Genomic DNA, 22,458 nt, shown 5'->3' with positions numbered 1-22,458 from the left:
CGCCGCTGCTGACCGACCCCGCCCAGGAGGACTTCTGAGATGGTCGATCCCCGCATGCTCAGCCCCCAGGCGCGCGACCTGGTGGACATCGTCGACCGCTTCGCGCTGGCCACCGCGGGCGTGCTGCACGCCGTGGTGCTCTCCAGCGACGGCCTGCTGGTGACCGGCTCCAGCTCGCTGAGCCCGGACAACGCCGAGCGCTTCGCCGCCACCGCCTCCGGCGTGCTCGCGCTCGCCACGACCAGCGGCGCGCTGTTCGGCTTCGGCGGCTACGAGCAGACCATCATGCGCTTCGAGGCCGGGTTCCTGTTCGTCACCGCGGTGACGGCAGACTGCGCGCTCGCGGTCGCGGCGCGCAAGGACTGCGACATGCGCACCGTGGCCTTCGAGATGGCCCAGTTCGCGCTCCGGGCCGGCCATTACCTCACGCCCGGGGTGCGCGGCGAGCTTCGGGCGGTGCTGGCCTCGTGAGCGACCGACGCCGGCTCACCGGCCTCCACGTCGACCTGCTCGCCCGGGCCCGCCGTTCGGCGCGGGTCCGGGCCTACGTGCTCACCGGCGGACGGACCAGGACCCAGCAGGTGCTGCTGGTGGAGACCTTCGTCTCGGCCCGCCCCGGCGTCGAGCCGGCCTCCGCCCTCGGCCCGGAGGCCGGCGCCATATTCGCGTTCTGCCGCTCCCGGCGCACGGTCGCCGAGATCGCCAACGCCCTGCGGCTGCCGCTCGGCGTCGTGCGGGTGCTGCTCGGCGACCTCGAACGCAAGGGACTGATACTGATCCACCCGGACGCCGACTCGGTGCCGCGCCGGGAACTTCTGGAAAGGGTGCTTCGTGGACTTTCCGACCCGCGTACCGTCTGACTCCGCGGGCGCGGGCGTCGAGGCCGCGCAGCTGCACCCCGGGGCGCTGTCCGCGAAGATCGTCGTCGCGGGCGGCTTCGGGGTCGGCAAGACCACCCTCGTCGGCTCGGTCTCGGAGATCCCGGTGGTCGGCACCGAGGCGATGATGACCGAGATCTCCGGGCCGGTGGACGACACCCGGAAGATCCCGGGCAAGCACGCGACCACGGTCGCGATGGACTTCGGCCGGATCACCATCGACCCGGGCCTGGCCCTGTACCTGTTCGGCACGCCGGGGCAGGACCGCTTCTGGTTCCTCTGGGACGACCTGGTGCGCGGCGCGCTGGCCGCGATCGTGCTGGCCGACACCAGGCGGCTGGCCGACTGCTTCCCCGCGGTGAACTACTTCGAGGCGCGCGGCGACGTGCCCTTCCTGGTCGCGGTGAACCTGTTCGACGGCATGCGCACGCACACCGCGGACGCGGTGCGCGAGGCGCTGGACCTGCCGGCGTCGATCCCGCTGGTGCTGTGCGACGCGCGGCAGCCGAAGAGCGTGCGCGCCACGCTCCGCGCGGTGATCAAGCACGCGCTCGACACGCTGCCGGCCTGACCCGAGCGAACCAGTCCGGCGGGCCCGCGCGGACCGGCCGGAACACGTCCCCCGAAGGAGAGTACGAACACCATGTCCAGGATCCTGATCGTCGGCGCCGGGCAGTCCGGCCTGCAGCTCGCGCTCGGCCTGCAGCGCGCCGGGCACGAGGTGACCGTGATGTCCGCCCGGACCAGCGAGGAGATACGCGGCGGCCGGGTCATGTCCACGCAGTGCATGTTCGGCCAGGCGCTCGACACCGAGCGCAGGATCGGCGCCGACCTGTGGGCCGAGAGCGGCCACCGGATCGACGGGCTCGGCGTCTCGGTCGCCGGGCCCGAGTCGCAGCGCGTCATCGACTGGCTCGGCCGGCTCGACCAGTACGCCCAGTCGATCGACCAGCGGGTGAAGATGGCGGCCTGGCTGGAGCTGTTCGAGGCCGAGGGCGGCGCGGTCGTCATCAACGCGGCCACGGTCAGCGACCTCGACCAGCTCGCCCCGCTCTACGACCTGACGCTGGTGGCGGCGGGCAAGGGCGAGATCACCGCGCTGTTCGACCGCGACCCGGCGCGCTCGCCGTACGACACGCCGCAGCGGGCGCTGGCCCTCGCGTACGTGCACGGGATGACCCGGCGGCCCGAGCACCCGGACACCGACGCGGTGCGCTTCAACATCGTGCCGGGTGTCGCGGAACTCATCAACATCCCGTCGTACACCGTGTCAGGGAACTGCGACATCCTGTTCTGGGAGGCGATCCCCGGCGGCCCGCTGGACGTCTTCGACCAGTACGCCGGCGACCCGAAGGCGGTGCTCGGCGCGATCCTCGACGCGCTGCGCACCTACCTGCCGTGGGAGTACGAGCGCTGCGCGAACGTGGAGCTGACCGACGCCGGCGCCACCCTCGTCGGCCGGTACGCGCCCCAGGTGCGCCACGCCGTGGCCGAGCTGCCCTCGGGCGGGCACGTGCTGGGCATGGCGGACGTGACCGTCGCGAACGACCCGATCACCGGCCAGGGCAGCAACAACGCCGCGCGCTGCGCCGACACCTACCTCCAGGCGATCCTCGAGCACGGCGACCGGCCGTTCGACCGCGAGTTCATGCAGAACACCGCGGACGCCTACTGGAACCGCGTCGCCGTGTGCACCGCGTGGACCAACGCCATGCTCGCGCCGCCGCCCCCGCACGTGCTGGAGATCCTCGGCGCGGCCGGGCAGTTCCAGCCGATCGCGGACCGCTTCGCGAACGGCTTCTCGAACCCCGAGGACTACACCACGTGGCTGCTCGACCCGCAGCTCGCCGCCGACTACATCGCCCAGGTCGCCGCGCAGCGGTAGCCGGCCGCCGCGGGTGGGCGGCACTCCTGCCGCCCACCCGCTCGCGACCACGACAGCGCCGGCGTCGGCGTCGGCGCCAGCGACCTCAAGCCGACCTCAAGCCTCCGCGGCCGCGGTCTCGCACTCCTCGTCCACCGGCAGCTCGCCGGCCTGGAGCACGGCATGGATCGGGCCCAGCGCCTCGCGGGCGGCGTCGGCGGAAAGCTGGTCGACGAGGACGGAGCAGCCGACCCACACGCCTCCGCCCTGCTCGATCAGGGCCTTGACCGTGAGGGCCTGGTTGCCGGTCTCGATCCAGTCGTCGACGAGCAGGATGCGGTCGCCCTCGGCGACGGAGGCGCGCTGCAGGCGCAGGGTGTGGCGCAGTCCGCGGTAGTCGGGGGCGGTCTGGCCGAAGGTCTTCTCGCCGGGGAACAGACCGGTGCCCTTGCGCACGGGGAGGAATCCCGCCCCGAGTTCCACCGCGACGGCCGCGCCGAGCAGGAAACCGCGGGCCTCGACTCCGCAGACGACGTCGACGCCGCCGTCCTTGTACGGTTCGGCCAGCGCGGTGACGACGGCGGACAGCGCCTTGGCGTCGCGGAAGACGCTCCAGACGTCGGCGTGGCCGCTGACCCAGCGGAATTCGTCGAGCACGAGCTGCCGGGCGGATGAAGGTGCGGACATGGCGGGAAGTGTGCCGCGCCGGAGTAGCGTGAGTCCAGCGGAAACGCGGTCGGACGGGTCAAACTTGCGTTTATGTTCGGCGAGTGGTCCGGCTATCGCAGAGTGTCGATACCTTCGCGGAGATTCCCGCGCGCCGCGCCGGGTGCGTAGCCGTTCTCCAGTTCGGCGACGCCGCCGGCCTCGCGCTGGATGAGTGCTGCACGGAGCCGCCGGGCCAGCCTGCCGGGCACGAAGCCGTCAAGTTCGTCGGCCGGGACGAAGCGGTGCTCGGAGAGTTCGTCCGCGGGGAGACGGATTTCCGCCCGCTGTCGCGCGTCGACGGTGCCGCCGTCGAAGATGTACATGATGCTCGGGCGCGGGCGCTCGGGACGGGCCAGGCTGAAGTCGACGACGAGGACGCGGCCGGGCTCGATCGCGAAACCCAGCTCCTCCACCAGCTCACGGCGAACCGTCTCGCGCGGGTACTCGTGCGGGTCCATCGAGCCGCCGGGGATCTCCCAGCCGGGCTTGTACGTCGGCTTGACGAGCAGGATCTCGTTCGCCGCGCCGGTGATCAGCGCTCCCGCGCCGACGTAGACCGCGGGCAGGCGGGATAGGAAGTCAGAGTCGGAAGCCACTCGTCACTCCGTCTCGTAGCGTAGGCTTGCTGCGTCGGCAGCGTCGTCTTACGGTGCGGTCCCGCGGCGTCGTTCCGCGGATTCGATCAGTCCAGCCAGCCGCGCGGCGTACCCACCTCGACGTAGTACTCGCGGCCGAAGATCATGCCGAAAACGGGCAGCGGCAGCCGCGTCATCAGGAGGTGCAGCCGCGCCGAACATCCCCTACCAGAGCCCTGCGATGCGTGGCACGCGAGCGCGGCGCGTTTCTTGTCGGCGAATCGGCGGACGTCTATTCGATGGGTTATCTCGTTGCGGGCGGTGAACCGCCTGCGCACCTCGGCCGAATTGTGCCGTCCGGCCAGTTTCAGCGTACTGACCACGCGGTACGCGCGCAGGATCGGCTCGCGCGGCAGGGTCGCCTCCATGACCCGTGGCGTGTCGGCGAGCTCGGCCGCGCGCAGGGCGACCTCGTGCACGCGGATGTGGTCGCGGTGCCGGTAGCCGCCGTTCGGGTCGTAGCCGACGAGGATCTCGGCGTGCTCGGCCCGCAGCACGCCGGCCAGGCGTTCGGCCGCCTCGTCGGGCGAGGCGCTGACGAAGCGGGCGCGGTCGGCCGGGTCCGGGTGCAGCGCGGGACCGTGGCCGCTGTCGGCGTAGCCGAGGTGCACGACGCGGGAGACGCCGAGCACGCGGGCGCTGGCCCGCAGCTCGTCGAGGCGCCTCGTGCCGCCTCCGTCGGGCCGGGCCTCGCCCGTCTCGCCGTCGCAGGCCACGACGAGCACCACCCGGTGCCCCTCGGCGACCAGCCGCGCGAGGGTGCCGCCGGTCAGCAGGGCTTCGTCATCCGGGTGCGCATGGAACGCGACGACGGTGGCCATGCCGGAATGCTTCCACGTGAACGTCTCATGAACCTAGCGACGCGACCGGATCGTTTCGCTATCACGACATTTTCCGTACGCGAAGCAGACTCTTGTGTCACACAGGTGCCGGTTTGCCACAGAGCACTGAGACGTGAGGTGACTGGAGTGAGCGCTTGCTCAGGAGATGCCGAACTCGTTGGACTCGGGGTCGAGCAGCAGCCCGCCGGCCCGCCGGGCGCCCTCGACGACGAGCCGGCTGGTCTCCACGGCGGCGTGCGAGCCGGGGTTCGCAGAGACGCGGAGGTAGACGCGGCTCGGGCCGGTCTTCTCGGCGAGCGGCGGACCGAGCACGAGCATCGGGCTGCGCGCGTCGTCGGCGTGGCGCATGGCCAGGCCCCAGTCGCCCTCGGCGGCCACCTGCCAGCCGTTGCCCGCCGCGGCGGTCCAGAACCTGCTCTGCGCCCGCGGATCGGCCGCGTCCTGGCACACGGCGGTCCAGCGCACGCCGATGCCGACGGCCCGCTCGTACCAGTCGTCGTGGCCGGAATCGGCGCTGCCGGAGGGAGCATCCGCCGACGCCACGGTCGCACCGGCACCCGACGCCGTCGCCGAGCCGGCACCTGATGCTGTGGCCGTGCTGTCATCTGGCGCCACAGCCGAACCGTCGCCCGCCGCCGTCGCCGAGCCGGCACCTGATGCTGTGGCCGAGCTGTCATCTGACGCCACAGTCGAACCGTCGCCCGCCGCCGTCGCCGAACCGACGGCGGCGTCGGCTACCGCGCCGGACCCCAGGGGCGTGTCGCCGCCGAGCCCGTCGGCCCGGGTCGGCGGCTGGAGGCAGAACTCGTTGCCCTCGGGGTCGGCCAGCACCACCCACGGCACCTCGCCCTGCCCGATGTCCGCGCGCACGGCGCCGAGCTTGAGCAGCCGCTCCAGCTGTTCGGGCCCGCCCTTGAGATCCAGGTGGACGCGGTTCTTCCCCTGCTTGGGCCCGTCGGCCTCGACGAAGCTCAGGGCGAGCCCGTTGGCGCCGTCGACCACGTCCTCGCCGAGGACCTTGGTCCAGAACTCAGACAGTGACTTCACGTCTGACGCCCGGATCACCACTCCGGCCAAGCGCGTCGCCATGGCTACCCCTGTCCTCAATGTGCCGACCCCGGGGAACGAAGTTAGCACCCAGAGCGATGGCGACGCAGACTCCGATGACAACCGCATAGCCGAATCTGAGGGAAACCGCGGCGCTGATGAATCCGATCACGACCGGGCCCAGCAGCAGACCGCTGTAACCGAAGGTGCTCGCGGCCGCGATCGCCCGCTCGGTGTGCGCGCCGCCGGCCGCGCCGGCCAGCGACATCGCGAGCGGGGTCACGGCGCACACTCCGATGCCGACGAGCGCGAAGCCGGCCAGCGCGAACAGCGGTGTCGGCGCCAGGGCCACGAGGGTGAACGCCGCCGCGGCGAACGTGCCGGCCACGAGGATGACCGTGCGCGCGCCGAGACGCGTGGTGATGCGGTCAGCGCACATCCGGCCGAGGAACATCGACGCTTCGAACATCGGATATCCGAGTGCTGCGACGGTCTCCGCGGCGCCGAGCGAATCGCGCAGATACACGCCGCTCCAGTCGGCGATGGAGCCCTCCGTCAGATAGCTGCAGAAGACGAGTGCGCCGAACAGGTAGACGAGCAAAGGCAGTCGCGGGCGGGGAGACCTCGCACGCTCCTCGGCCTCCTCGCGCGTCTCGGCGAGGTAGAGCGGGCCGACCGCGAGGGTCAGCGGCAGGCCGATCACCGCGAAGAGGCAGAGCGCGCCGGTGAATCCGAAGCCGAGCCACGCGGTGGCCGCGCCGAGCAGGCCGCCGGTGACGGCGCCGAGCGACCAGCCCGCGTGCATGCCGCCCATCAGCGGACGGCCGTAGGCGCGCTCGACGGTCGAGGCCTGCGTGTTCATCGCGACGTCGACGAGGCCGAAGCAGAGACCGAACGCGAGGCCCGCGACGATCAGCAGTGCGTAGTTCGGGGCGAGGCCGACCAGCGCGAGGCAGCACGCCGTGGCGGGCAGGGCGAGGCGCAGCACGCGCTTGCTGCCATGGCGGCCGATGATCCGGGCCGCGAGGGTCATCGTGATCAGCGCGCCGATGCCCCAGCCGAGCACTTCGAGGCCGAGCTGCGCGTCGGTGAGGTCGAGTTTCTGCTTGAGCGCGGGCATCCGCACGGTCCACACCGCGCAGAGGGCCCCGGCGAGGGCGAAGGTGGACAGGATGCCGAGCCTGGCTCGGGTGAGTCGACGGTCGGGGGACATGGCGTACCAAGCTCCTTGGCCGGCGCACGGCGGCGCCGCTGTGTCGCGGAGAAGCCCGCGGGTGCCGCGGGAAGAGTAGATCGGTGGAAGGTGACCGGCATTGGCGATCGATGGAACGTGATCGGTACCGACGATCGGTGGAACGTGATCGGTACCGACGATCGGTGGAACGTGATCGGTATCGACGATGGGTGCGCGTGATCGGGTTCTGATCAGGGGACGAGCGCGAGCAGACGTTCGCGCAGGGCGCTGAGCCGGGCGGGGCCGAGCAGCGAGGGGTCGAGCTCGGCCGCCTCCCACAGTCCGTCGGCGGAGAGCCGGACGAGCTGCGCGAGGTCGGGGTCGGGCTCCTCGTCGAGGCCCTCGTGCAGCCAGCGGCGCTGGGCGGCGGCGAAGGGTTTCTTCAGCACCGGGTCGGTGGCCGCGGCGCACACGGCGGCCCAGCGGCGGCGCGCAGCCTCGGCGTCCTGCGTCGTCAGCACGGCGAACGTCGCCTCGACGTAAGCGCGGGTGTACCAGCCGGGGCGCTCGAGCCGAAAGGACTCGATCAGCTCGTCGAAGCCCGCGATCAGCCGCTCGATCATCGCGGTGATCAGCGCGTCCTTCGTGGCGAAGTGGTAGAGCAGGCCGCCCTTGCTCACGCCCGCGTCCGTCGCCACCGCGGCCAGGGTCAGCCCCTGGGAGCCGTGCTCGGCGAGCACGGCCTCGGCGGAATCGAGCAGGCGTTCGCGGACCATGCTCCTACTGTACCGTCCGGACGGTTTAGTCGCCAGCCCCGACCGGGCCGCGCCTCGGTAGGGTGGGGGACATGGAGATCGGAATCGGTGCGCCGGTGTCGGGGGCCTGGGCGGGTCCGGACGAGCTGGCGCGGTTCGGCGCGCTGGCCGAGGAACTCGGGTACACGTCGCTGTGGACGTTCCAGCGGCTGCTGGCGCCGGCGGACGGCGGCGGAGACCCCGTCTACCGCAGCGTGCTTGATCCGCTGCTCTCGCTGACATATCTCGCGTCGCACACGTCGCGGGCGCGGCTGGGTGTGGCGCTGGTGAATCTGCCGTTCGTCTCCCCCACGCACCTGGCCAAGCAGGCTTCGACGCTCGACGTGCTCTCCAGGGGACGGCTGGATCTGGGGCTGGGGATCGGCTGGTCGCCGATCGAGTTCATCGCGAGCAACGCGACGACCGAGCGCCGCGGCGCGCGGACCGTGGAGTTCGTCGCGGCGATGCGGGCGCTGTGGTCCGAGACCCCGGCGCGGTTCGACGGCGAGTTCTACACGATCCCGGCCAGCCGGATGGAGCCGAAGCCGGTGCAGCGCCCGGGGCCGCCGATCCTGCTCGGCGGCGTGGTGCCGGCGGCGCTGGAGCGGGCCGGGCGGATCGCCGACGGCTGGATGAGCCGCAGCGGCACGGTGCTGGCGGACATCGCGGGCGACGTGGCGACGGTCCGCGACGCGGCCGAGCGCGCCGGGCGTGACCCGGACGCGGTGCGCATCATCAGCCGCGGCGTGGTGCGATACGACCCGAGCGGGGCCGGCACGCCGGACCCCGACGGCAAGCGGCTGCGGCTGTCCGGTTCGGCCGAGCAGATCCGCGAGGACGCGGCGTGGCTCGCCGAGCAGGGCGTGACCGAGCTGTTCTACGACCTCAACTGGGATCCGCGGATCGGCGACCCGGCGGCGGACCGGACGGGCGCGGTCGAGCGCGCGGAGGAGATCCTCCGCGCGCTCAGGCCGTGACGCCGCGGCCGGCGGGCGGTCCGTGGACTGCCTGCCCGTGAACGGGAGCCATGTCGGTCCGTGAACGGGAGCCATGTCACAGCCAACCCGAATGCGGCCTTATTCTTCGCTTAACAGTGGCTCGTCATGATCAGTGTATGAGCTACCGACGACGGATGCGCCGCGCCGAATACGACACCCGGGTACGCCGCCGGGTCATGCCCACCCTGGTCACGGGCATCGCCCTGGCCCTCGCCCTGCTGCTCCTGCGCTTCGCCTGAAGCTGAGTCTGAGTCTGAGGCTGTGCGGGCCGAGCCGCGCCCGGCCGCGCCTCAGGTGAGGTGCGCCAGCTCGCGCGCCACGCCCTCGAGCAGGACCAGCGCGTCCGCGAGGCCGTCCTCCATGCCGGAGGCGAGCTGCATGTCCCGGCTCGTCTTGCTCGTGTGCTCGATCAGCAGTTCCAGGTACGTCCGGCCGTCCTTCTCGGTGAAGGTGGTCGTGTTCAGCGCGGGGTAGTCGGGAGCGCCGGAGAAGACCTCCGTGGAGACCAGCCGCTCGTCCGGAACGACCTCGCGGTACTCGCCGGTGAACTCCATCTCGAAGCCCGCCCCGCGCGCCGCGTAGCGGTACCTCCCGCCCACCCGCACGTCCATCTCGACCGCCGTGACCTCCGCGCGGTTGGCGTGCCACCAGCGGCGCAGCAGCTCCGGCTCGGTGAACGTCCGGTACACCAGGTGCCGCGGCGCGTCGAAGTCCCGCGTGATCAGGATCGTCGTGTCGGTCGGCGTGCTCACCTGCATCTTCTTGCTCATGGTCCTCACTCCTGTTCCTGGTTTTCCCGTTTCAGGTCCTTGAGCACCTCGTCCAGCAGATCGAAGCGCTCGGCCCACAGCCGCTCGTAGTCCTTGACCCAGTCGAAGACCGCGCGCAGCGGCCCCGGATCGAGCCGGTATATCCGCTGCCGCCCCTCGTCCCGGACCTGCACCAGCCCGACCTCCCGCAGCACCCGGAGGTGCTTGGAGACCACGGGCTGAGCCACCTGCAGCTGCTCGACCAGGGCGTTCACAGTGCTCTCGCCACGCGCCAGAGCGTCCAATATTTCCCGCCGCCGAGGTTCGGCGACAGCGTTGAACGCGTCCGTCGTGGTCGCCGCTCTAGCCATGACTCCATCATATGCCCATATCGGCATACGTCAAGCCCCGGGCGTCCCCGTCGTTCAACTTCAAATGTGCAACCGTAACGTTGCACAAGCGAGATCGTTTCGTATACGGGTTCTTCATTGTGTTAGGCGCTCGCGGCATACGGTGACGCACATGCCCAGCCCCGCCAAGTCTGGAGAAAGGCCATGTCCTACCCCACCGGAACCTTGCTTCCCCGCTCCAAGTTTGCGCGCGAGAACGTCGCGAAGGGCAAGGTCGAGGGCGTCGCCGAGTCGGTCCTGCGCGTGCTCGACCGCCGGGGCATCGAGCTCACCCCGGCGGCACGCGAGCACATCGCCGCATGTGAGGACGTCGAGATCGCCAGGACGTGGCTCGACGAGGCCGTCACTGCGGCGAATTACACCGACCTGACCGGCCTCGACGCCCTCTGAGAAGCACCTTTCGAGCGCGAGTTGCACCCCACGCCCCTATGCGGCGCGGCGCAGCTCGCGCTTGAGGACCTTGCCGGAGGCGTTGCGGGGCAGCTGGTCGACGAAGCGGACCTCGCGCGGGCACTTGTAACCGGCGAGCGACGTGCGGCAGAACTCCATGATCTGCTCCGCCGTGACCTCGGCCGCGTCCGGCTTGAGGACGACGACCGCGACGATCTCCTCGCCGAGGCGCTCGTCGGGGCGGCCGAGGACGGCCGCCTCGCGGATCGCGGGGTGGCGGTAGAGCACCTCCTCGACCTCGCGCGGATAGACGTTGAAGCCGCCGCGGATGATCATGTCCTTGATGCGGTCGACGATGTAGTAGAACCCGTCGTCGTCCACGTAGCCGAGGTCGCCTGTGTGCAGCCACCCGTCGACGATGGTCTGGCCGGTCGCGTCCGGGTCGTCGTGGTAGCCAGTCATCACGACGTGGCCCTTGATCAGCAGTTCGCCGACGTGCTCGGGACCTGTCGCGCCCTCGGCGCCGTCTATCCGCGCCTGGATGCCCCACAGCGGCTTGCCGATCGAGCCGACGCGGCGCGCGTCGGGGCGGTTCACGAAGCCGGCGGCTCCGGTCTCGGACATGCCGAAGCCTTCGAGCACGGTGACGCCGAACTTGTGCTCGAATCCTTCGATCAGGGCCTTGGGCATCGGGGCGCCGCCGCAGGACGCGACGCGGAAGCTGCTCAGGTCGCGGTCGCCGGGGTCCGTCATCAGCAGGGCGTGGTACATCGTCGGCACGCCGAGGGTTATGGTCACGCCGTGGTTCGCCATCGCGTCGAACACCGCATTGGGCTCGAACCTGCGCAGCAGGCTCATCGTCGAGCCGTAGCGCACGACGCTGTTGAGGCTGCAGGAGAGCCCGTATATGTGGAACAGCGGGAGCGCGGCGAGGGTCACGTCCTCGGGCACGGCGCCGAACGTCTCCGAGGCGACCGTGCAGCTCATGTACAGCTGGAAGTGGCTGAGCTCGGCGCCCTTGGGACGGCCGGTCGTGCCGCTGGTGTAGATGATGACGGCCGTGTCCTGCGGGTACGTCGCGGCCACGTCCGCGCTGCCCTTCGCCCCCGCGCACAGTGCGACGACGTCCTCCGGGTCGTCGAGGTGCTTGCGCGCCCCCGAGTGACCGAGGAGGTACGCCGTCTCCGGCTCGGTCAGCTGCGGGTTCATCGGCACCATGACGCAGCCGGCCTTGAGGATGCCGTAGTACGCGACCAGGAACTCCGGCACGTTCGGCAGCTGCACGGCCACCCGGTCGCCCCGCTCCAAACCCTCGGCCAGCAGCGCGGCGGCGAAGCGGCCGGTCAGCTCGTCGAGTTCGGCGTACGTGATGTCGCGGTCGACGGTGCGGCACACGTACTTGCCCGGGTGCTCGAGAGCTGATTCGGTGAGCGTGGTGGCAAGGTTGAAGACCATGGAGACTCCCTTGTCTAGGCCTGTACGGTACTTGCTTCCCCGCGACTTACGTTCTGCGACGTACTTTCTGCAACTTACTTCCCGCTACGTAGCCTTCCCACGACTTGCTTCCCCGCGACTCTGCGGCTTGCTTCCCCGCTACGTAGCCTTCCCACGACTGGCTTCCCCGCGACCTACTCCCCCGCGTCCACCCGGCCCGCGCGCTGCGCCGCCTGCCGCTTGAGCTCGGCCTTGGCGAGGGAGCGGCGGTGCACCTCGTCGGGGCCGTCGGCCAGCCGCAGGGTGCGGGCGCCGGCCCACAGCTCGGCCAGCGGGAAGTCCTGGCTCACGCCCCCGCCGCCGTGCGCCTGGATCGCCTTGTCCAGCACCCATTCCGTCATCGACGGCACCGCGATCTTGATGGACTGGATCTCGGTGTGCGCGCCCTTGTTGCCGACCGTGTCCATCAGCCAGGCGGTCTTGAGCACGAGCAGCCGGGCCTGCTCGATCCGCACCCGCGACTCGGCGATCCACTCGCGGATCACGCCCTGCTCGGCGAGCGGCCGGCCGAACGCGACGCGGGACTCGGTGCGCTCGCACATCAGCGCGAGGCCGCGCTCGGCCATGCCGATCAGCCGCATGCAGTGGTGGATGCGGCCGGGGCCGAGGCGCGCCTGCGAGATCGCGAAGCCCTCGCCCTCCCCCGCGATCAGGTTCGACGCCGGGACGCGCACGCCGTGGAAACGGACCTCCGCGTGGCCGCCGTGCCACTCGTCGCGGTAGCCGAAGACCTGCATGGGCCGCACGATCTCGACGCCGGGGGTGTCCCGCGGCACGAGAATCATCGACTGCTGACGGTGCCGGGGGCCGTCGGGGTCGGTCTTGCCCATGACGATGAAGATCTTGGCGTTCGGGTTCATCGCGCCGGAGGCGTACCACTTGCGGCCGTCGACGACGTACTCGTCGCCCTCCTTGCGGATACGGGTCTCGATGTTGGTCGCGTCGGAGGAGGCGACCTCGGGCTCCGTCATGCAGAACGCGGAGCGGATCTCGCCGTCGAGCAGCGGCCTGAGCCACTGCTCCTTCTGCTCGAGCGTGCCGAACTGGGCCAGCACCTCCATGTTGCCGGTGTCCGGCGCGCTGCAGTTCACGGCCTCCGGCGCGAGCTTCGGGCTCCAGCCGGTGATCTCGGCCAGCGGCGCGTAGGACAGGTTCGGCAGCTCGCAGAAGAAGTTCCACAGACCGCGCTCGCGCGCCGCGGCCTTCAGCTCCTCCATCAGCTGCGGGGTGGCGAAGCCGCCCGAGCTCTCGCCCTCCATCCGGCGCTCGGCCGGATAGACGTGCGAGTCCATGAAGTCGAGCAGTCCGCTGCGAAGCTTCTCGGTCGTGGCGTCGAAATCGAAGTCCATGGCTCGTCAGACTCCCTCGGTGAGGATCGCGTGGCCGCGCTCGACGAGGACCGGGACGGCCTCGCCGATGCGCTCGAACCCGGCGCCGACCGTCTGGCCGGCGCGGAAGCGGTAGTGGATGCCCTCGGAGATGACCGCGAGCTTGAAGGTGGCGAACGCCAGGTACCAGCGCAGGTGGTCGAGCTCGGCCCCGCCGGCCGCGACGTAGCGCTCGGTGAAGACCTCTGGCCCCGGGAACTCGCTGCCGGGCGGCACCTTGCCGAACATGCCCTGGCCGTGCACGAGCATGTCCCAGTACAGCAGCAGCGCGCCGATGTCGGTGAGCGGGTCGCCGAGCGTGGCCATCTCCCAGTCGACGACGGCCGCGATCCGGTCGTCGTCGCCGAAGATGACGTTGTCGAGCCGGTAGTCGCCGTGCACGATCGCCGCGCGCGGGGACGCCGGCAGCTGCGCGGCGAGCCGGTCGCGCAGCTCGTCGATCCCCGGCAGCTCGCGGCTGCGCGAGGCGACGAGCTGCTTGCTCCAGCGGGCCAGCTGGCGCTCCAGGTAGCCGTCCGGCCGGCCGAACTCGGCGAGGCCGACGCTCGCCGGATCGACCGAGTGGAGCCGGGCCAGCACCTCGGCGAGCTCGGCGGCCAGCGCGATCAGCCGGGGCAGCCCGAGGCCGGCCGCGGCGGCCGAGGTGCGGTAGACGTGCCCGACGACGTTCTGCATGACGTAGAACGGCGCGCCGAGGACCTCCGGGTCCTCGCACAGCTGGAAGGTCTCCGGCACCGGCACGCCGGTCGGCGCGAGCGCGCTCATCACCCGGTACTCGCGGGCCATGTCGTGCGCGGTGGCCAGCACGTGTCCCAGCGGCGGACGGCGCACGATCCAGGAGCGGCGCTCGTCGCACACCAGGTACGTCAGGTTCGACCTGCCGCCGGAGACGATCTCCCCGGACAGCGGGCCGCGGCCCAGGTAGCGGGCCAGCGCGGACAGGTCCAGGCCGGGCGGGCCCGTCCCGGTATCCTTGTTCTCTTCGGTCATGAAGCGCCTTCTCCGTTCATCCCACGCGCCGAGCTAAGCGCTTGCTTACACTGGTGTACGGCGGCGCGTCCGCCGGACGGAAGGAGCACAGCGAGATGGCGAAGGCGACCGCGGCCGGACTCGACGAGGCGCAGGCCAACGGGCTGGCCGAGATGTGGGAGGACGGCGAGGACCGCCTCGGCCCGGCCAGCGCCCGGCGGCTGCTGGTGGCCGCCGTCGACGCGTTCGCCGCGCGCGGCTACCACGGCACCTCCACCCGGGACATCGCCGACCGCGCCGGGCTGAGCCCGGCGGGCGTGTACGTGCACTTCGCGTCCAAGGAGGACCTCTTCTTCCGGATCACGCTGCTGGGCCACGAGCGGACGCTGCACAACGCGGTCACCGCCGTGCAGTCGGTCGGCGAGGCCGGCCCGGCGCGGCGGCTGCACGCGGTGATCGAGGCGCAGACCACCTGGCAGGCGCGGCACCACACCACCGCGCGCGTCGTCGAGTACGACCTGCCCTGCCTCTCGCCGGAGCACTACGAGCAGGTCGCCGCGATCCGCCGCAAGATCACCGCGCTGGTGCGCGGCATCCTGAACGAGGGCGTGCGCGCCGGGGTCTTCGACGTGCCGGACGTGGACGGCATGACGCTCGCGCTGCTGTCCATGGTCACCGACGTGGCCCGCTGGTACCCCTCGAACGGCCGGCAGTCGCCGGAGCAGCTCGGCACGCTGTACGCCGACCTCGCGCTGAGGATGGCCGCGCCGCACTCCTCAGACTCCTGACTTGAGCGTGACCCCGCCGTCCAGCACGAGGGTCTGCCCGGTCATCCAGCCGGCGTCGGCCGAGGCGAGGAAGGCCACCGCGCCCGCGATGTCGTCCGGCGCGCCGAGCCGGCCGAGCGCGTAGCCCTTCGCCACCTTCTCCTCGCGGCCCTCGAAGAGCACGGACGCGAAGTCGGTCTTCACGATCGCCGGCGCGACCGCGTTCACCCGGATCAGCGGACTGAGTTCCTCGGCGAGCTGCACGGTGAGCTGGATCAGCGCGGCCTTGCTCGCCGCGTAGCCGCCGATCCCGGGGGCGGCGCCGAGCCCGGCCACTGAGGCGACGTTGACCACGGCGCCGCCGTGCTCGCCGAGCCAGGCCTTGTGCGCCTCGCGCACCCAGGCCAGCGCCGAGATCACGTTGACCTCGAAGGTCTTGCGGAAGGCGGCCGGGTCGAGGTCGATCATCCGGCCGTAGGCGGGGTTGATGCCGGCGTTGTTCACGAGGATGTCGAGGGAGCCGAAGGCCTCGACCGTGCGCGCGACGGCGTCGGCCTGGTGCTCGGCGTCGTCCGCGCGGCCCGCGACCGCGATGGCGTGCTCGGGGCCGCCGAGCGCCTCGACCGCCGCGGCCAGCGCCTCCGGCTTGCGCGCCGTCACACACACCCGCGCGCCCTCGTCGACCAGGCGCCGGGCGATCGCCAGCCCGATGCCCCGACTCGCCCCGGTGATCAAAGCCGTCTTTCCCTGCAGGTCGCGCACCTTTGCTCCGTTCCTCGGCGTGGTCTTCCGCAAGCGCTAAGCGCTCGCTTAGGATCTCGCCTAGAATGCAACCGCGGCCCCGGCCTGTCAATCACCGGGGCCCCGCAGCGAGGGTCGAGGAGGACCGGGATGGGTCTGGAGCTGGACGGCGCGGGCGTGGTGGTCACCGGCGGCGGCGCGGGCATCGGCGCGGCGCTGGCGCGCCGGTTCGCCGCGGCCGGCGCGCGGGTCGTGGTCAACGACCTGGACGCGGAGAAGGCCGCCGCGGTCGCCGCGGAGATCGGCGGGTACGCGGCCCCCGGCGACGCCGCCTCCGTCGAGGGGGTCGAGGCGCTGATCACCACCGCCACCGCGCACCTCGGCGCGATCGACCTCTACTGCGCCAACGCGGGCGTGGGCGGCGCGCCGTCGCTGGAGGACGAGGCGGGCTGGGAGCTGTCCTGGAACGTCAACGTACTGGCCCACGTCCGCGCCGCGCGGGCCCTGATCCCCGGCTGGATCGAACGCGGCCGCGGGCACTTCCTCGCCACGGTCTCGGCCGCCGGCCTGCTGACGATGCTCGGCGCCCCCTCGTACTCGGTCACCAAGCACGGCGCGCTGGCCTTCGCGGAGTGGCTGAGCGCGACGTACGGCGACAAGGGCGTCACGGTCCAGGCGCTGTGCCCGCAGGGCGTTCGCACCGCGATGATGGAGTCCGCTGGCAAGGCGGGCGAGGTGCTGCTCGCGCCGTCCGCGATCGCGCCGGAGGACGTGGCCGAGACCGTCATGTCGGCCCTCGCGGACGGCCGCTTCCTGATCCTGCCGCACCCCGAGGTCGCCGAGTACTACGCCGCGCGCGCCTCGTACCCCGACCAGTGGCTCGCCTCGATGCGCAAACTCCAGGCCGCGATCGAGGCGTAGCCGGACCCGATCAGAGATCACCGATCGCCTCCGAAAACGACCGGTCCCGGCGGACACATCCGCCGGGACCGGTTCTCATTGACCTGCTCACTTTGCTCGCTTACCGGCTCACCCGACGGTTCACCGATTCAGAGAAAGCCCCTACCAGCCGTAGAGCGGGAACGACTGCGTGTCCACGGTCTGATGCGGCGTGTCCACGCCGGGCTCGCCGCGGAAGTCGGTCCACACCGGGTGCAACTGCCCGTCCGCGCCGATCACGGCGGCCGAGTAGTCGCCGATGAACACGCCCTGCAGCACCTGCCCGCTGACCGCGCCCGTGCTCACGAACTGGACCTGCGGGTCCGCCGACTGCGTCGTGACGCGGTGCTGCGCGGAGTGCTGCCCGTTCCAACCGATCGTCGTGTAGGCGTAGTCGAGGTCGATGCCCGACGGGTCGTAGGAGCGCGTGTAGTACGTGACCGCGATCTTCCCGCCGAACGCGGCGACCGCCGGGAAGACCACGTCACCGCCGGGCTCCGCGGCCGTCACCGGGCTCCAGTCACGGCCGTCGGCCGAGCTGGAGATGAACGCCGTGCCGTCGGTCTTCACCGACACGCCGGCCGAGGTGTACTCGCCGTTGCGGTCGTCGGACCAGGTGACGTAAAGGCGCTGCGTCACCGGGTCCACGGTCAGCTGCGGGTATGAGTTGATCCGGAAGTTCTCGCCGGTCAGCGTCTCGTTCTGGACGTCCGCGTTGTACGGGTAGTCGTAGTTCGCCCCGACCATCTCGTTCGCCCACGTCTTGCCGTGGTTGTGCGAAACGGCGACGACGGTCTCGTCGTGGTCACTGGTCCCGTTGCACGCCAGCGTGGCGCAGACGGTGCCCTCGTAGGCGACGTACAGCGTGCCGTCGGCGGTGACCTTCGGGTTCGAGCCCTGCGCGAACGCGGTGAGCCCGCCGGAGAAGTTCGTCGTCGTCGGCGAGACGCGGTAGGCCGGCGACCAGCTGCGGCCCTGGTTGTCAGAGGTCTTCAGCGTGATCGGCGACTCGACGTAGTTGCCCGAGGAGTCGTAGGTGAACCGCGTCCAGGTCAGGTAAACCTGCCCGGTGTGCTGGTCGACGGCGATCCATTCCTTGTCGTTGAAGTAGTTCGTAGAGGTCGGCGTCCCATCCGCCGTGACACCGTCCAGCTGCACGATGCTCGGCTCGCCCCAGGTGAACCCGCCGTCGTGCGAGACCGAGACGGCGATGCCCGAGCCCGAGTTGAGCCGGGAGAAGACGATGTTCGCGTAGTACACGGTGTTGTGCGGCCCGAACGCGACGACCGGGTCGCCCGCCGAGTCCATGTCCGAGAGCGCACCGGTGGCGCCGGTCTGGTACGTCAGGTGCGGCAGCACGACGTTCTTCCACGTCTTCCCGCCGTCGAACGACGTGTAGGCCCAGCCCGATGAGTCGTTGCGGGACTCGCGGCTGTTGAAGACCCGGTAGTCGTTCGCTCCGGCCACCAGGTTCCGCGGATTCTCCGGATTCACCGCCACCGTCGTCTCGTTCTGCGCCGCATAGCACCCGGTCTGGCTGCCGACGCTCACGACCGAATCGCCGTTGATCGCATCCACATTGGGCGCGATCGAGTGGTAGACGTGCGTATCGCCCGCATACGACTGGCAGAGCGCCGAGAGCGACGCTGAGTCCGTCTCGTCGTCCTCCCCGTACGCGAGCACGTAGTTGAGCAACGGATTGTGCGAGGCGGTATGCGCGGTGACCGTGGCCGGCCTGGCAGCAGCAGCCGCAGACGCCGGAGCCGCGGCAAACCCGCCCGCGGCCAGCGCCGCAGCCGCGACCAGCCCTCCCCACGCACTACGAGTTCTGACCATGCGAGAGACCCCTCCCTCGATCCAGTGGGCAGAGGAGAAGCTAGAGCCGCCGAAGCACGTTGCCAAGAGGACACCGCGTACGAGACAGAACTTTAACTTAACCTAGAGAGTTCGAAATGATGCCGGAGTGACGGCTGCGCCGTAGACCGCGCGATCCGCGCGATCCGCGCGATCCGCGCGATCCGCGCGATCCGCGCGATCCGCGCCGGAACGATAAGCCCAGTAACGATCTTCGTGGGACCGGCGCCACCATTTGATCGGCTACTCGACCGTTCGCCAGTGGCGTGCCAGTCTCCAGTACGGCAGCGGTCGGACTTAGTACTTTATGTGAGGTCAGTGCCGTTGACCTGCAGGGATTTCTGGCTCGCAGGGTGAAGCGAACGAGCGCGGACCGCTCCGTGACCATTTCCGGCCTGGTCCGACTGGCACTGACGCCACCAGGCCCGCACCCGCGGGCGCCACCACCGCGCCAGACTCTATCCCGCCGTCACGCGCCCGGCTCGGGGTTCGGTCCGGACAACGCCCGACGCAGTGCGAACCGGACCGGCGGCACGGGCAAGCGCGAGCGCACATGCTCCGAAACCGGCACCCCGGCCGCCACGGCCTCGACGTACTCCTTAGCACCTTTGGGTCCGAGGTCGGGTGCCGCCGCCCGTAAGACCCTGAGCGCATCGAGCCGTTGCCCGCGCTCGAGCAACTGCGCGACCTGGGATCGCAGCGGATCAAGACGCTCGATCCCGCGAACCTGCTCGAGATACTCCTCGATCCACTCACCATGCTCGAGATCAGCGGTCGCATGCACCATGTGCAGGCAGCCGTTCACCCCATCGACCAGGAATGCCCCGTGGCCAACCAGCATGTCCGAGATGCCCCGGGTGCGCAGGTAACGCTCACCCTGACTGATGATCACCCAGCCCAACCGGTGCGGCAGTACGCCCGTGACCACCAGCGACGGCCCACCGGGCTTCGCCGCCCACTCGGCCAGATACCTCTCCACAACCGTCACGGCCCACCCCTTCGACACCATGGCAACAGGCTAAGAGACAAGGCGTGCCAATCGCATCGGCCATCCGGCCATCCGGCCATCCATACTGACGAGCAAGATCGCAATCTGCTGCCCCAATGGAGACTCGAAGGCTGCTGAGCTGGATCGCCTTGCCAGGGCGAAAGATCCGCGCTGGGTCGTGCAACCCGATCGAGGCTTCCTGACTCTAGTTGTCGACTGGTCAGAACGAAGGGCGGAGCAATGCAGCGAAGAACCGAGTTCGCCGAGTACGCACAGGCCCGGCAGGGACACCTGCTTCGCACGGCCTACCTCCTGTGCGGCGATCCGCACCAGGCGCAGGACCTGGCGCAGGAGGCGCTCACGAACCTGTGCCGCTTCTGGGCGCGAGCCAGTCGGGCCGACTCCGTGGACACTTATGCGCGCCGGGTGCTGGTAAACGCCTACCTCGCGAACGAGCGGAAGCTCAAACGCGAGAGGGACACCCACATCGCGCTCGCGCTCGACGCGCCGCCGCCGCGTTCCGAGGACTCGGAGCTGCGGCTCGAACTCCTGGCCGGCCTGGCGCAGTTGGGAAAGCGGGGCAGGGCGGTGCTGGTGCTGCGTTTCTGGGAGGACCTTAGCGTCGAGGCGACCGCGGCCGCGCTGTCCTGCAGCGTCGGGACCGTCAAGAGCCAGACGTCGCGGTCCTTGGTGCGACTGCGCGAAGTGCTCGGCGCCGATTGGGCCGGGAGGATGCCCGCCGAGCAGCCCTCTGCCACAAACACGCAGTGAATCAGAAGAATAAGGGTGATTCGACATGCAAGACGATCAGCTGGAGATCGGCGAGGATCAGGTACGGAACCTGTTCGAGACGATCTCGGACGGGTATCAACCCTCTGTCGACCTGGTTCCCGGAGCCCTAGCCGCCGCCGGAAAGGCCATGCGGCGGCGCACAATCGGATACAGCCTGGCTGCGTGCGCGGTGGCCGCCGTCGGCTGCCTGGCCACCGCCCTTTCGAGCAGCGGCATGCTCGCGCCGACTTCGGTTCCCGCCGGCTCGAGCGGGTCGGCGAAGGGCGGTCCGCCCGCGATCACTCGGCAGTGCACCGGCGTCTATCTGCCCTGGGCCTCCGGATCCGACGCGTCCTTCTACGGCAAGGGCAGCAATAGCCAACGGAGCACCATCTGCGAGCAGGATCTCACCACGCTCGCACGGCTGCTTCCGGGTCTCGAGATCTCCCAGAGCACGGAACCGTACAGCGCGGCGGTAAACGAGATGATGCCGGGCCAGGTCGCGCAGCTGGGTTCAGGGATGAACCCGAACACGCCCGTCCTCAACCCATGGCAGTACAACGTGGTCAGCCACGGCACACCCGGGGTCCTCATGATCGAATACTCCCGTGACGCCGACGGCCTCGAGTTCTGCCACCCGTGTTCCATGAACACGCCGCTCGCGCACGGATTCACCCTAGTCGACACCATCAAGGACTCGACGTCCACCAGCTCACAAGCGATCGTCGGCGTGCAACTCAAGACGCCGCAGCACGAGAACATCATCGTTTACCTCAGCGCGGGGTCGAACCGCGGCGCACCCGAGATCGACCTGGTCAAGCTGGCCGAGAACCCCGAGTTCACCGCATTGCTGGCCGCCGACCTGGACATCATCGGCAACAACTGAACCATCTGCCGTCTCAAGCCGGCGCCGCCGTTGAACCAACCACCCCAAGAACGCTTGCGGCCGCGCCGGCTCACACACACCGAGACACTGACGGCACGCCACCCCACGAAGTCCGACTGCCATACTTGCCCCCGCCATGGAGCTAGTCCCACCGTGGACTACGCAGCGGCAGCGCCGAGCCGTGTCTCGGCACGCTCTAAGGCGGGCCCACGATCGAGGTATCGCCCGACGTCCAAAGGCTCGCCCAGCGGTACAGATATTGAACTCGTAACTGCACCCAGTTTCCTGAAATTGTTCATGGATATCCATAACCGCACCTTTTGTCAGACCCGCCACATACACTGGAGGTAGTTGATCGGATACGGTGCGGATGGGGGCGGGTGGCATGGCTCGTGGTGGCGGGATCGCGGAGCTCTGGCGTACGCGGCTTGAGCAGGTGGCGGAGTTGGATGCGCGCAGGGATGAGATCGTCGCCGAGTGCCTGCGTGATACGCAGGATCTGCACGCCGGTGACCGCGAGGGCGCGGACGTGCTGCTGGAGCTCGCGCAGATGCTCGGTAGGAGGGAGCAGGCCGGTCACGGCCAGCTGATCCGGGCACTCGCGCAGGCCGACCGGGTCAAGGCGGCGCGCGGCGGGGTCAAGGCGTGGGCCGCGACGCATCTGGACGTCTCCGACGGCAGGGCGCGTTCGATCGCCGAGTCCGCCCGCCGGATCGGCGCGATCCCGCAGCTGGCCGAACCGCTCGCCTCCGGCCGTATCGGCGCGGACACCGTCCGGGTGCTCTCACGCACCGCGAAGGCCGTCGCCGGAACCGGCGTGGACACCGCAGCCGCCCTCACCGCGACCCTGGTCACCGCCGAAGCCGAGGGCGTGACCGCGGCCGCGAAGCAGATCCGGGTGCTGGAGCACACCCTGGACCCGGACACCGGCAAGGACGTGATCGCCCGTCAACGCGCACGGTCGTTCTACCGGGTGGTCGAGCTCGAGGACGGGCTGTGCCGATTCGAGGTCCTGCTGGACGCGGTCCGCGCCACCACCCTCCGAGCGGCGGTCGACGCGCAAACCGCCGACTGGATCCGCCAGACCCAATACGACCACGCCAGCGTGCTGCCCGAGGACGTGCGCTCCACCGAGCAGATCAACGCCCACGCCCTGACCCGCCTGGCCGAGG

Annotated in this window: 26 protein-coding genes; 12 read left to right on the top strand and 14 right to left on the bottom strand. The window is 70.3% G+C overall.

What is annotated here, in order from left to right; genetic code table 11:
• The first annotated feature begins 39 nt into the window (after positions 1-39).
• The 4 genes from KDK95_RS27760 to KDK95_RS27745 all read left to right on the top strand — a co-directional run bounded on the left by KDK95_RS27760 (position 40) and on the right by KDK95_RS27745 (position 2,763).
• Positions 40-471 (top strand): roadblock/LC7 domain-containing protein, encoded by a 432-nt coding sequence (locus tag KDK95_RS27760; RefSeq protein WP_212521261.1) that lies wholly within the window; start codon positions 40-42, stop codon positions 469-471.
• Positions 468-860, top strand: a complete 393-nt coding sequence (locus KDK95_RS27755) for a DUF742 domain-containing protein (protein WP_212521260.1) — start codon at positions 468-470, stop codon at positions 858-860. Before KDK95_RS27760 ends, KDK95_RS27755 begins: the two co-directional genes overlap by 4 nt.
• A 31-nt stretch (positions 861-891) precedes the next feature.
• Complete coding sequence (locus KDK95_RS27750; protein WP_212521262.1) at positions 892-1,449, top strand: GTP-binding protein; 558 nt, start codon at positions 892-894, stop codon at positions 1,447-1,449.
• A 72-nt stretch (positions 1,450-1,521) separates the two neighbouring features.
• Positions 1,522-2,763 (top strand): styrene monooxygenase/indole monooxygenase family protein, encoded by a 1,242-nt coding sequence (locus tag KDK95_RS27745; protein ID WP_212521259.1) that lies wholly within the window; start codon positions 1,522-1,524, stop codon positions 2,761-2,763.
• 96 nt (positions 2,764-2,859) lie between these two features.
• Here the strand turns inward: KDK95_RS27745 and KDK95_RS27740 are convergent, their stop codons facing one another.
• From KDK95_RS27740 to KDK95_RS27715, 6 genes are all read right to left on the bottom strand, one after another.
• Positions 2,860-3,429, bottom strand: a complete 570-nt coding sequence (locus tag KDK95_RS27740; protein ID WP_212521258.1) for a phosphoribosyltransferase family protein — start codon at positions 3,427-3,429, stop codon at positions 2,860-2,862.
• A gap of 92 nt (positions 3,430-3,521) precedes the next feature.
• Positions 3,522-4,046 carry an NUDIX domain-containing protein gene (locus KDK95_RS27735; RefSeq protein ID WP_212521257.1) on the bottom strand — a complete coding sequence of 175 codons (525 nt, stop codon included), beginning with the start codon at positions 4,044-4,046 and terminating at the stop codon, positions 3,522-3,524.
• A gap of 86 nt (positions 4,047-4,132) precedes the next feature.
• A complete protein-coding gene (locus KDK95_RS27730; RefSeq protein ID WP_212521256.1) occupies positions 4,133-4,906 on the bottom strand; it encodes a PIG-L deacetylase family protein in 774 nt (257 codons plus the stop codon).
• Positions 4,907-5,065: 159 nt separating this feature from the next.
• On the bottom strand, positions 5,066-5,974 hold the full coding sequence (locus KDK95_RS27725; RefSeq protein WP_212521255.1) for a VOC family protein: 909 nt from the start codon (positions 5,972-5,974) through the stop codon (positions 5,066-5,068).
• Positions 5,958-7,187, bottom strand: a complete 1,230-nt coding sequence (locus KDK95_RS27720) for an MFS transporter (protein WP_212521254.1) — start codon at positions 7,185-7,187, stop codon at positions 5,958-5,960. The genes KDK95_RS27725 and KDK95_RS27720 overlap by 17 nt, the downstream gene beginning before the upstream one ends.
• A 212-nt stretch (positions 7,188-7,399) precedes the next feature.
• A complete protein-coding gene (locus tag KDK95_RS27715) occupies positions 7,400-7,924 on the bottom strand; it encodes a TetR/AcrR family transcriptional regulator (protein ID WP_212521253.1) in 525 nt (174 codons plus the stop codon).
• Positions 7,925-7,995: 71 nt separating this feature from the next.
• Between KDK95_RS27715 and KDK95_RS27710 the strand changes: the two genes are divergently transcribed.
• Together KDK95_RS27710 and KDK95_RS37205 are read left to right on the top strand one after the other, a co-directional pair.
• Entirely contained in the window at positions 7,996-8,919 is a 924-nt protein-coding gene (locus KDK95_RS27710) for a TIGR03619 family F420-dependent LLM class oxidoreductase (protein WP_212521252.1), read from the top strand.
• 137 nt (positions 8,920-9,056) lie between these two features.
• A complete protein-coding gene (locus KDK95_RS37205; RefSeq protein WP_282971654.1) occupies positions 9,057-9,179 on the top strand; it encodes a hypothetical protein in 123 nt (40 codons plus the stop codon).
• Between the two features lie 51 nt (positions 9,180-9,230).
• Here the strand turns inward: KDK95_RS37205 and KDK95_RS27705 are convergent, their stop codons facing one another.
• Both KDK95_RS27705 and KDK95_RS27700 read right to left on the bottom strand, forming a co-directional pair.
• Positions 9,231-9,710: an SRPBCC family protein gene (locus tag KDK95_RS27705; protein WP_212521251.1), complete on the bottom strand. Its 480-nt coding sequence runs from the start codon at positions 9,708-9,710 to the stop codon at positions 9,231-9,233.
• Between the two features lie 5 nt (positions 9,711-9,715).
• Positions 9,716-10,060 carry an ArsR/SmtB family transcription factor gene (locus tag KDK95_RS27700; protein ID WP_212521250.1) on the bottom strand — a complete coding sequence of 115 codons (345 nt, stop codon included), beginning with the start codon at positions 10,058-10,060 and terminating at the stop codon, positions 9,716-9,718.
• A gap of 183 nt (positions 10,061-10,243) precedes the next feature.
• Here KDK95_RS27700 and KDK95_RS27695 point away from each other — a divergent pair, with 183 nt between their 5' ends.
• A complete protein-coding gene (locus tag KDK95_RS27695; RefSeq protein ID WP_212521249.1) occupies positions 10,244-10,489 on the top strand; it encodes a hypothetical protein in 246 nt (81 codons plus the stop codon).
• Between the two features lie 36 nt (positions 10,490-10,525).
• Here KDK95_RS27695 and KDK95_RS27690 read toward each other — a convergent pair whose 3' ends face one another.
• The 3 genes from KDK95_RS27690 to KDK95_RS27680 form a co-directional block, all read right to left on the bottom strand.
• Complete coding sequence (locus KDK95_RS27690) at positions 10,526-11,944, bottom strand: long-chain-fatty-acid--CoA ligase (RefSeq protein WP_212521248.1); 1,419 nt, start codon at positions 11,942-11,944, stop codon at positions 10,526-10,528.
• Between the two features lie 173 nt (positions 11,945-12,117).
• On the bottom strand, positions 12,118-13,332 hold the full coding sequence (locus KDK95_RS27685) for an acyl-CoA dehydrogenase family protein (protein WP_212521247.1): 1,215 nt from the start codon (positions 13,330-13,332) through the stop codon (positions 12,118-12,120).
• Between the two features lie 6 nt (positions 13,333-13,338).
• On the bottom strand, positions 13,339-14,361 hold the full coding sequence (locus KDK95_RS27680) for a phosphotransferase family protein (protein ID WP_212521246.1): 1,023 nt from the start codon (positions 14,359-14,361) through the stop codon (positions 13,339-13,341).
• 95 nt (positions 14,362-14,456) lie between these two features.
• Here KDK95_RS27680 and KDK95_RS27675 point away from each other — a divergent pair, with 95 nt between their 5' ends.
• A complete protein-coding gene (locus tag KDK95_RS27675; RefSeq protein WP_212521245.1) occupies positions 14,457-15,128 on the top strand; it encodes a TetR/AcrR family transcriptional regulator in 672 nt (223 codons plus the stop codon).
• On the opposite strand, the gene KDK95_RS27670 is transcribed toward KDK95_RS27675, so the two are convergent.
• Positions 15,117-15,869, bottom strand: a complete 753-nt coding sequence (locus KDK95_RS27670; protein WP_212521244.1) for an SDR family oxidoreductase — start codon at positions 15,867-15,869, stop codon at positions 15,117-15,119. The two genes, KDK95_RS27675 and KDK95_RS27670, sit on opposite strands and share 12 nt — an antisense overlap.
• A gap of 129 nt (positions 15,870-15,998) precedes the next feature.
• Between KDK95_RS27670 and KDK95_RS27665 the strand changes: the two genes are divergently transcribed.
• On the top strand, positions 15,999-16,769 hold the full coding sequence (locus KDK95_RS27665) for an SDR family oxidoreductase (RefSeq protein WP_212521243.1): 771 nt from the start codon (positions 15,999-16,001) through the stop codon (positions 16,767-16,769).
• Positions 16,770-16,910: 141 nt separating this feature from the next.
• On the opposite strand, the gene KDK95_RS27660 is transcribed toward KDK95_RS27665, so the two are convergent.
• Both KDK95_RS27660 and KDK95_RS27655 read right to left on the bottom strand, forming a co-directional pair.
• Positions 16,911-18,623, bottom strand: a complete 1,713-nt coding sequence (locus tag KDK95_RS27660; protein WP_212521242.1) for a sialidase family protein — start codon at positions 18,621-18,623, stop codon at positions 16,911-16,913.
• 487 nt (positions 18,624-19,110) lie between these two features.
• On the bottom strand, positions 19,111-19,650 hold the full coding sequence (locus KDK95_RS27655) for a hypothetical protein (RefSeq protein ID WP_212521241.1): 540 nt from the start codon (positions 19,648-19,650) through the stop codon (positions 19,111-19,113).
• A 219-nt stretch (positions 19,651-19,869) separates the two neighbouring features.
• Between KDK95_RS27655 and KDK95_RS27650 the strand changes: the two genes are divergently transcribed.
• From KDK95_RS27650 to KDK95_RS27640, 3 genes are all read left to right on the top strand, one after another.
• On the top strand, positions 19,870-20,400 hold the full coding sequence (locus KDK95_RS27650; RefSeq protein WP_212521240.1) for a SigE family RNA polymerase sigma factor: 531 nt from the start codon (positions 19,870-19,872) through the stop codon (positions 20,398-20,400).
• A gap of 25 nt (positions 20,401-20,425) precedes the next feature.
• On the top strand, positions 20,426-21,286 hold the full coding sequence (locus KDK95_RS27645) for a hypothetical protein (RefSeq protein WP_212521239.1): 861 nt from the start codon (positions 20,426-20,428) through the stop codon (positions 21,284-21,286).
• Positions 21,287-21,671: 385 nt separating this feature from the next.
• The coding region (locus KDK95_RS27640; protein ID WP_212521238.1) for a DUF222 domain-containing protein at positions 21,672-22,458 on the top strand (787 nt) is incomplete at its 3' end.

The sequence above is a fragment of the Actinospica acidithermotolerans genome, from assembly GCF_018139625.1.
Taxonomy (GTDB): Bacteria; Actinomycetota; Actinomycetes; order Streptomycetales; family Catenulisporaceae; genus Actinospica; species Actinospica acidithermotolerans.
This window is presented reverse-complemented; position numbering and strand designations above follow the sequence as displayed.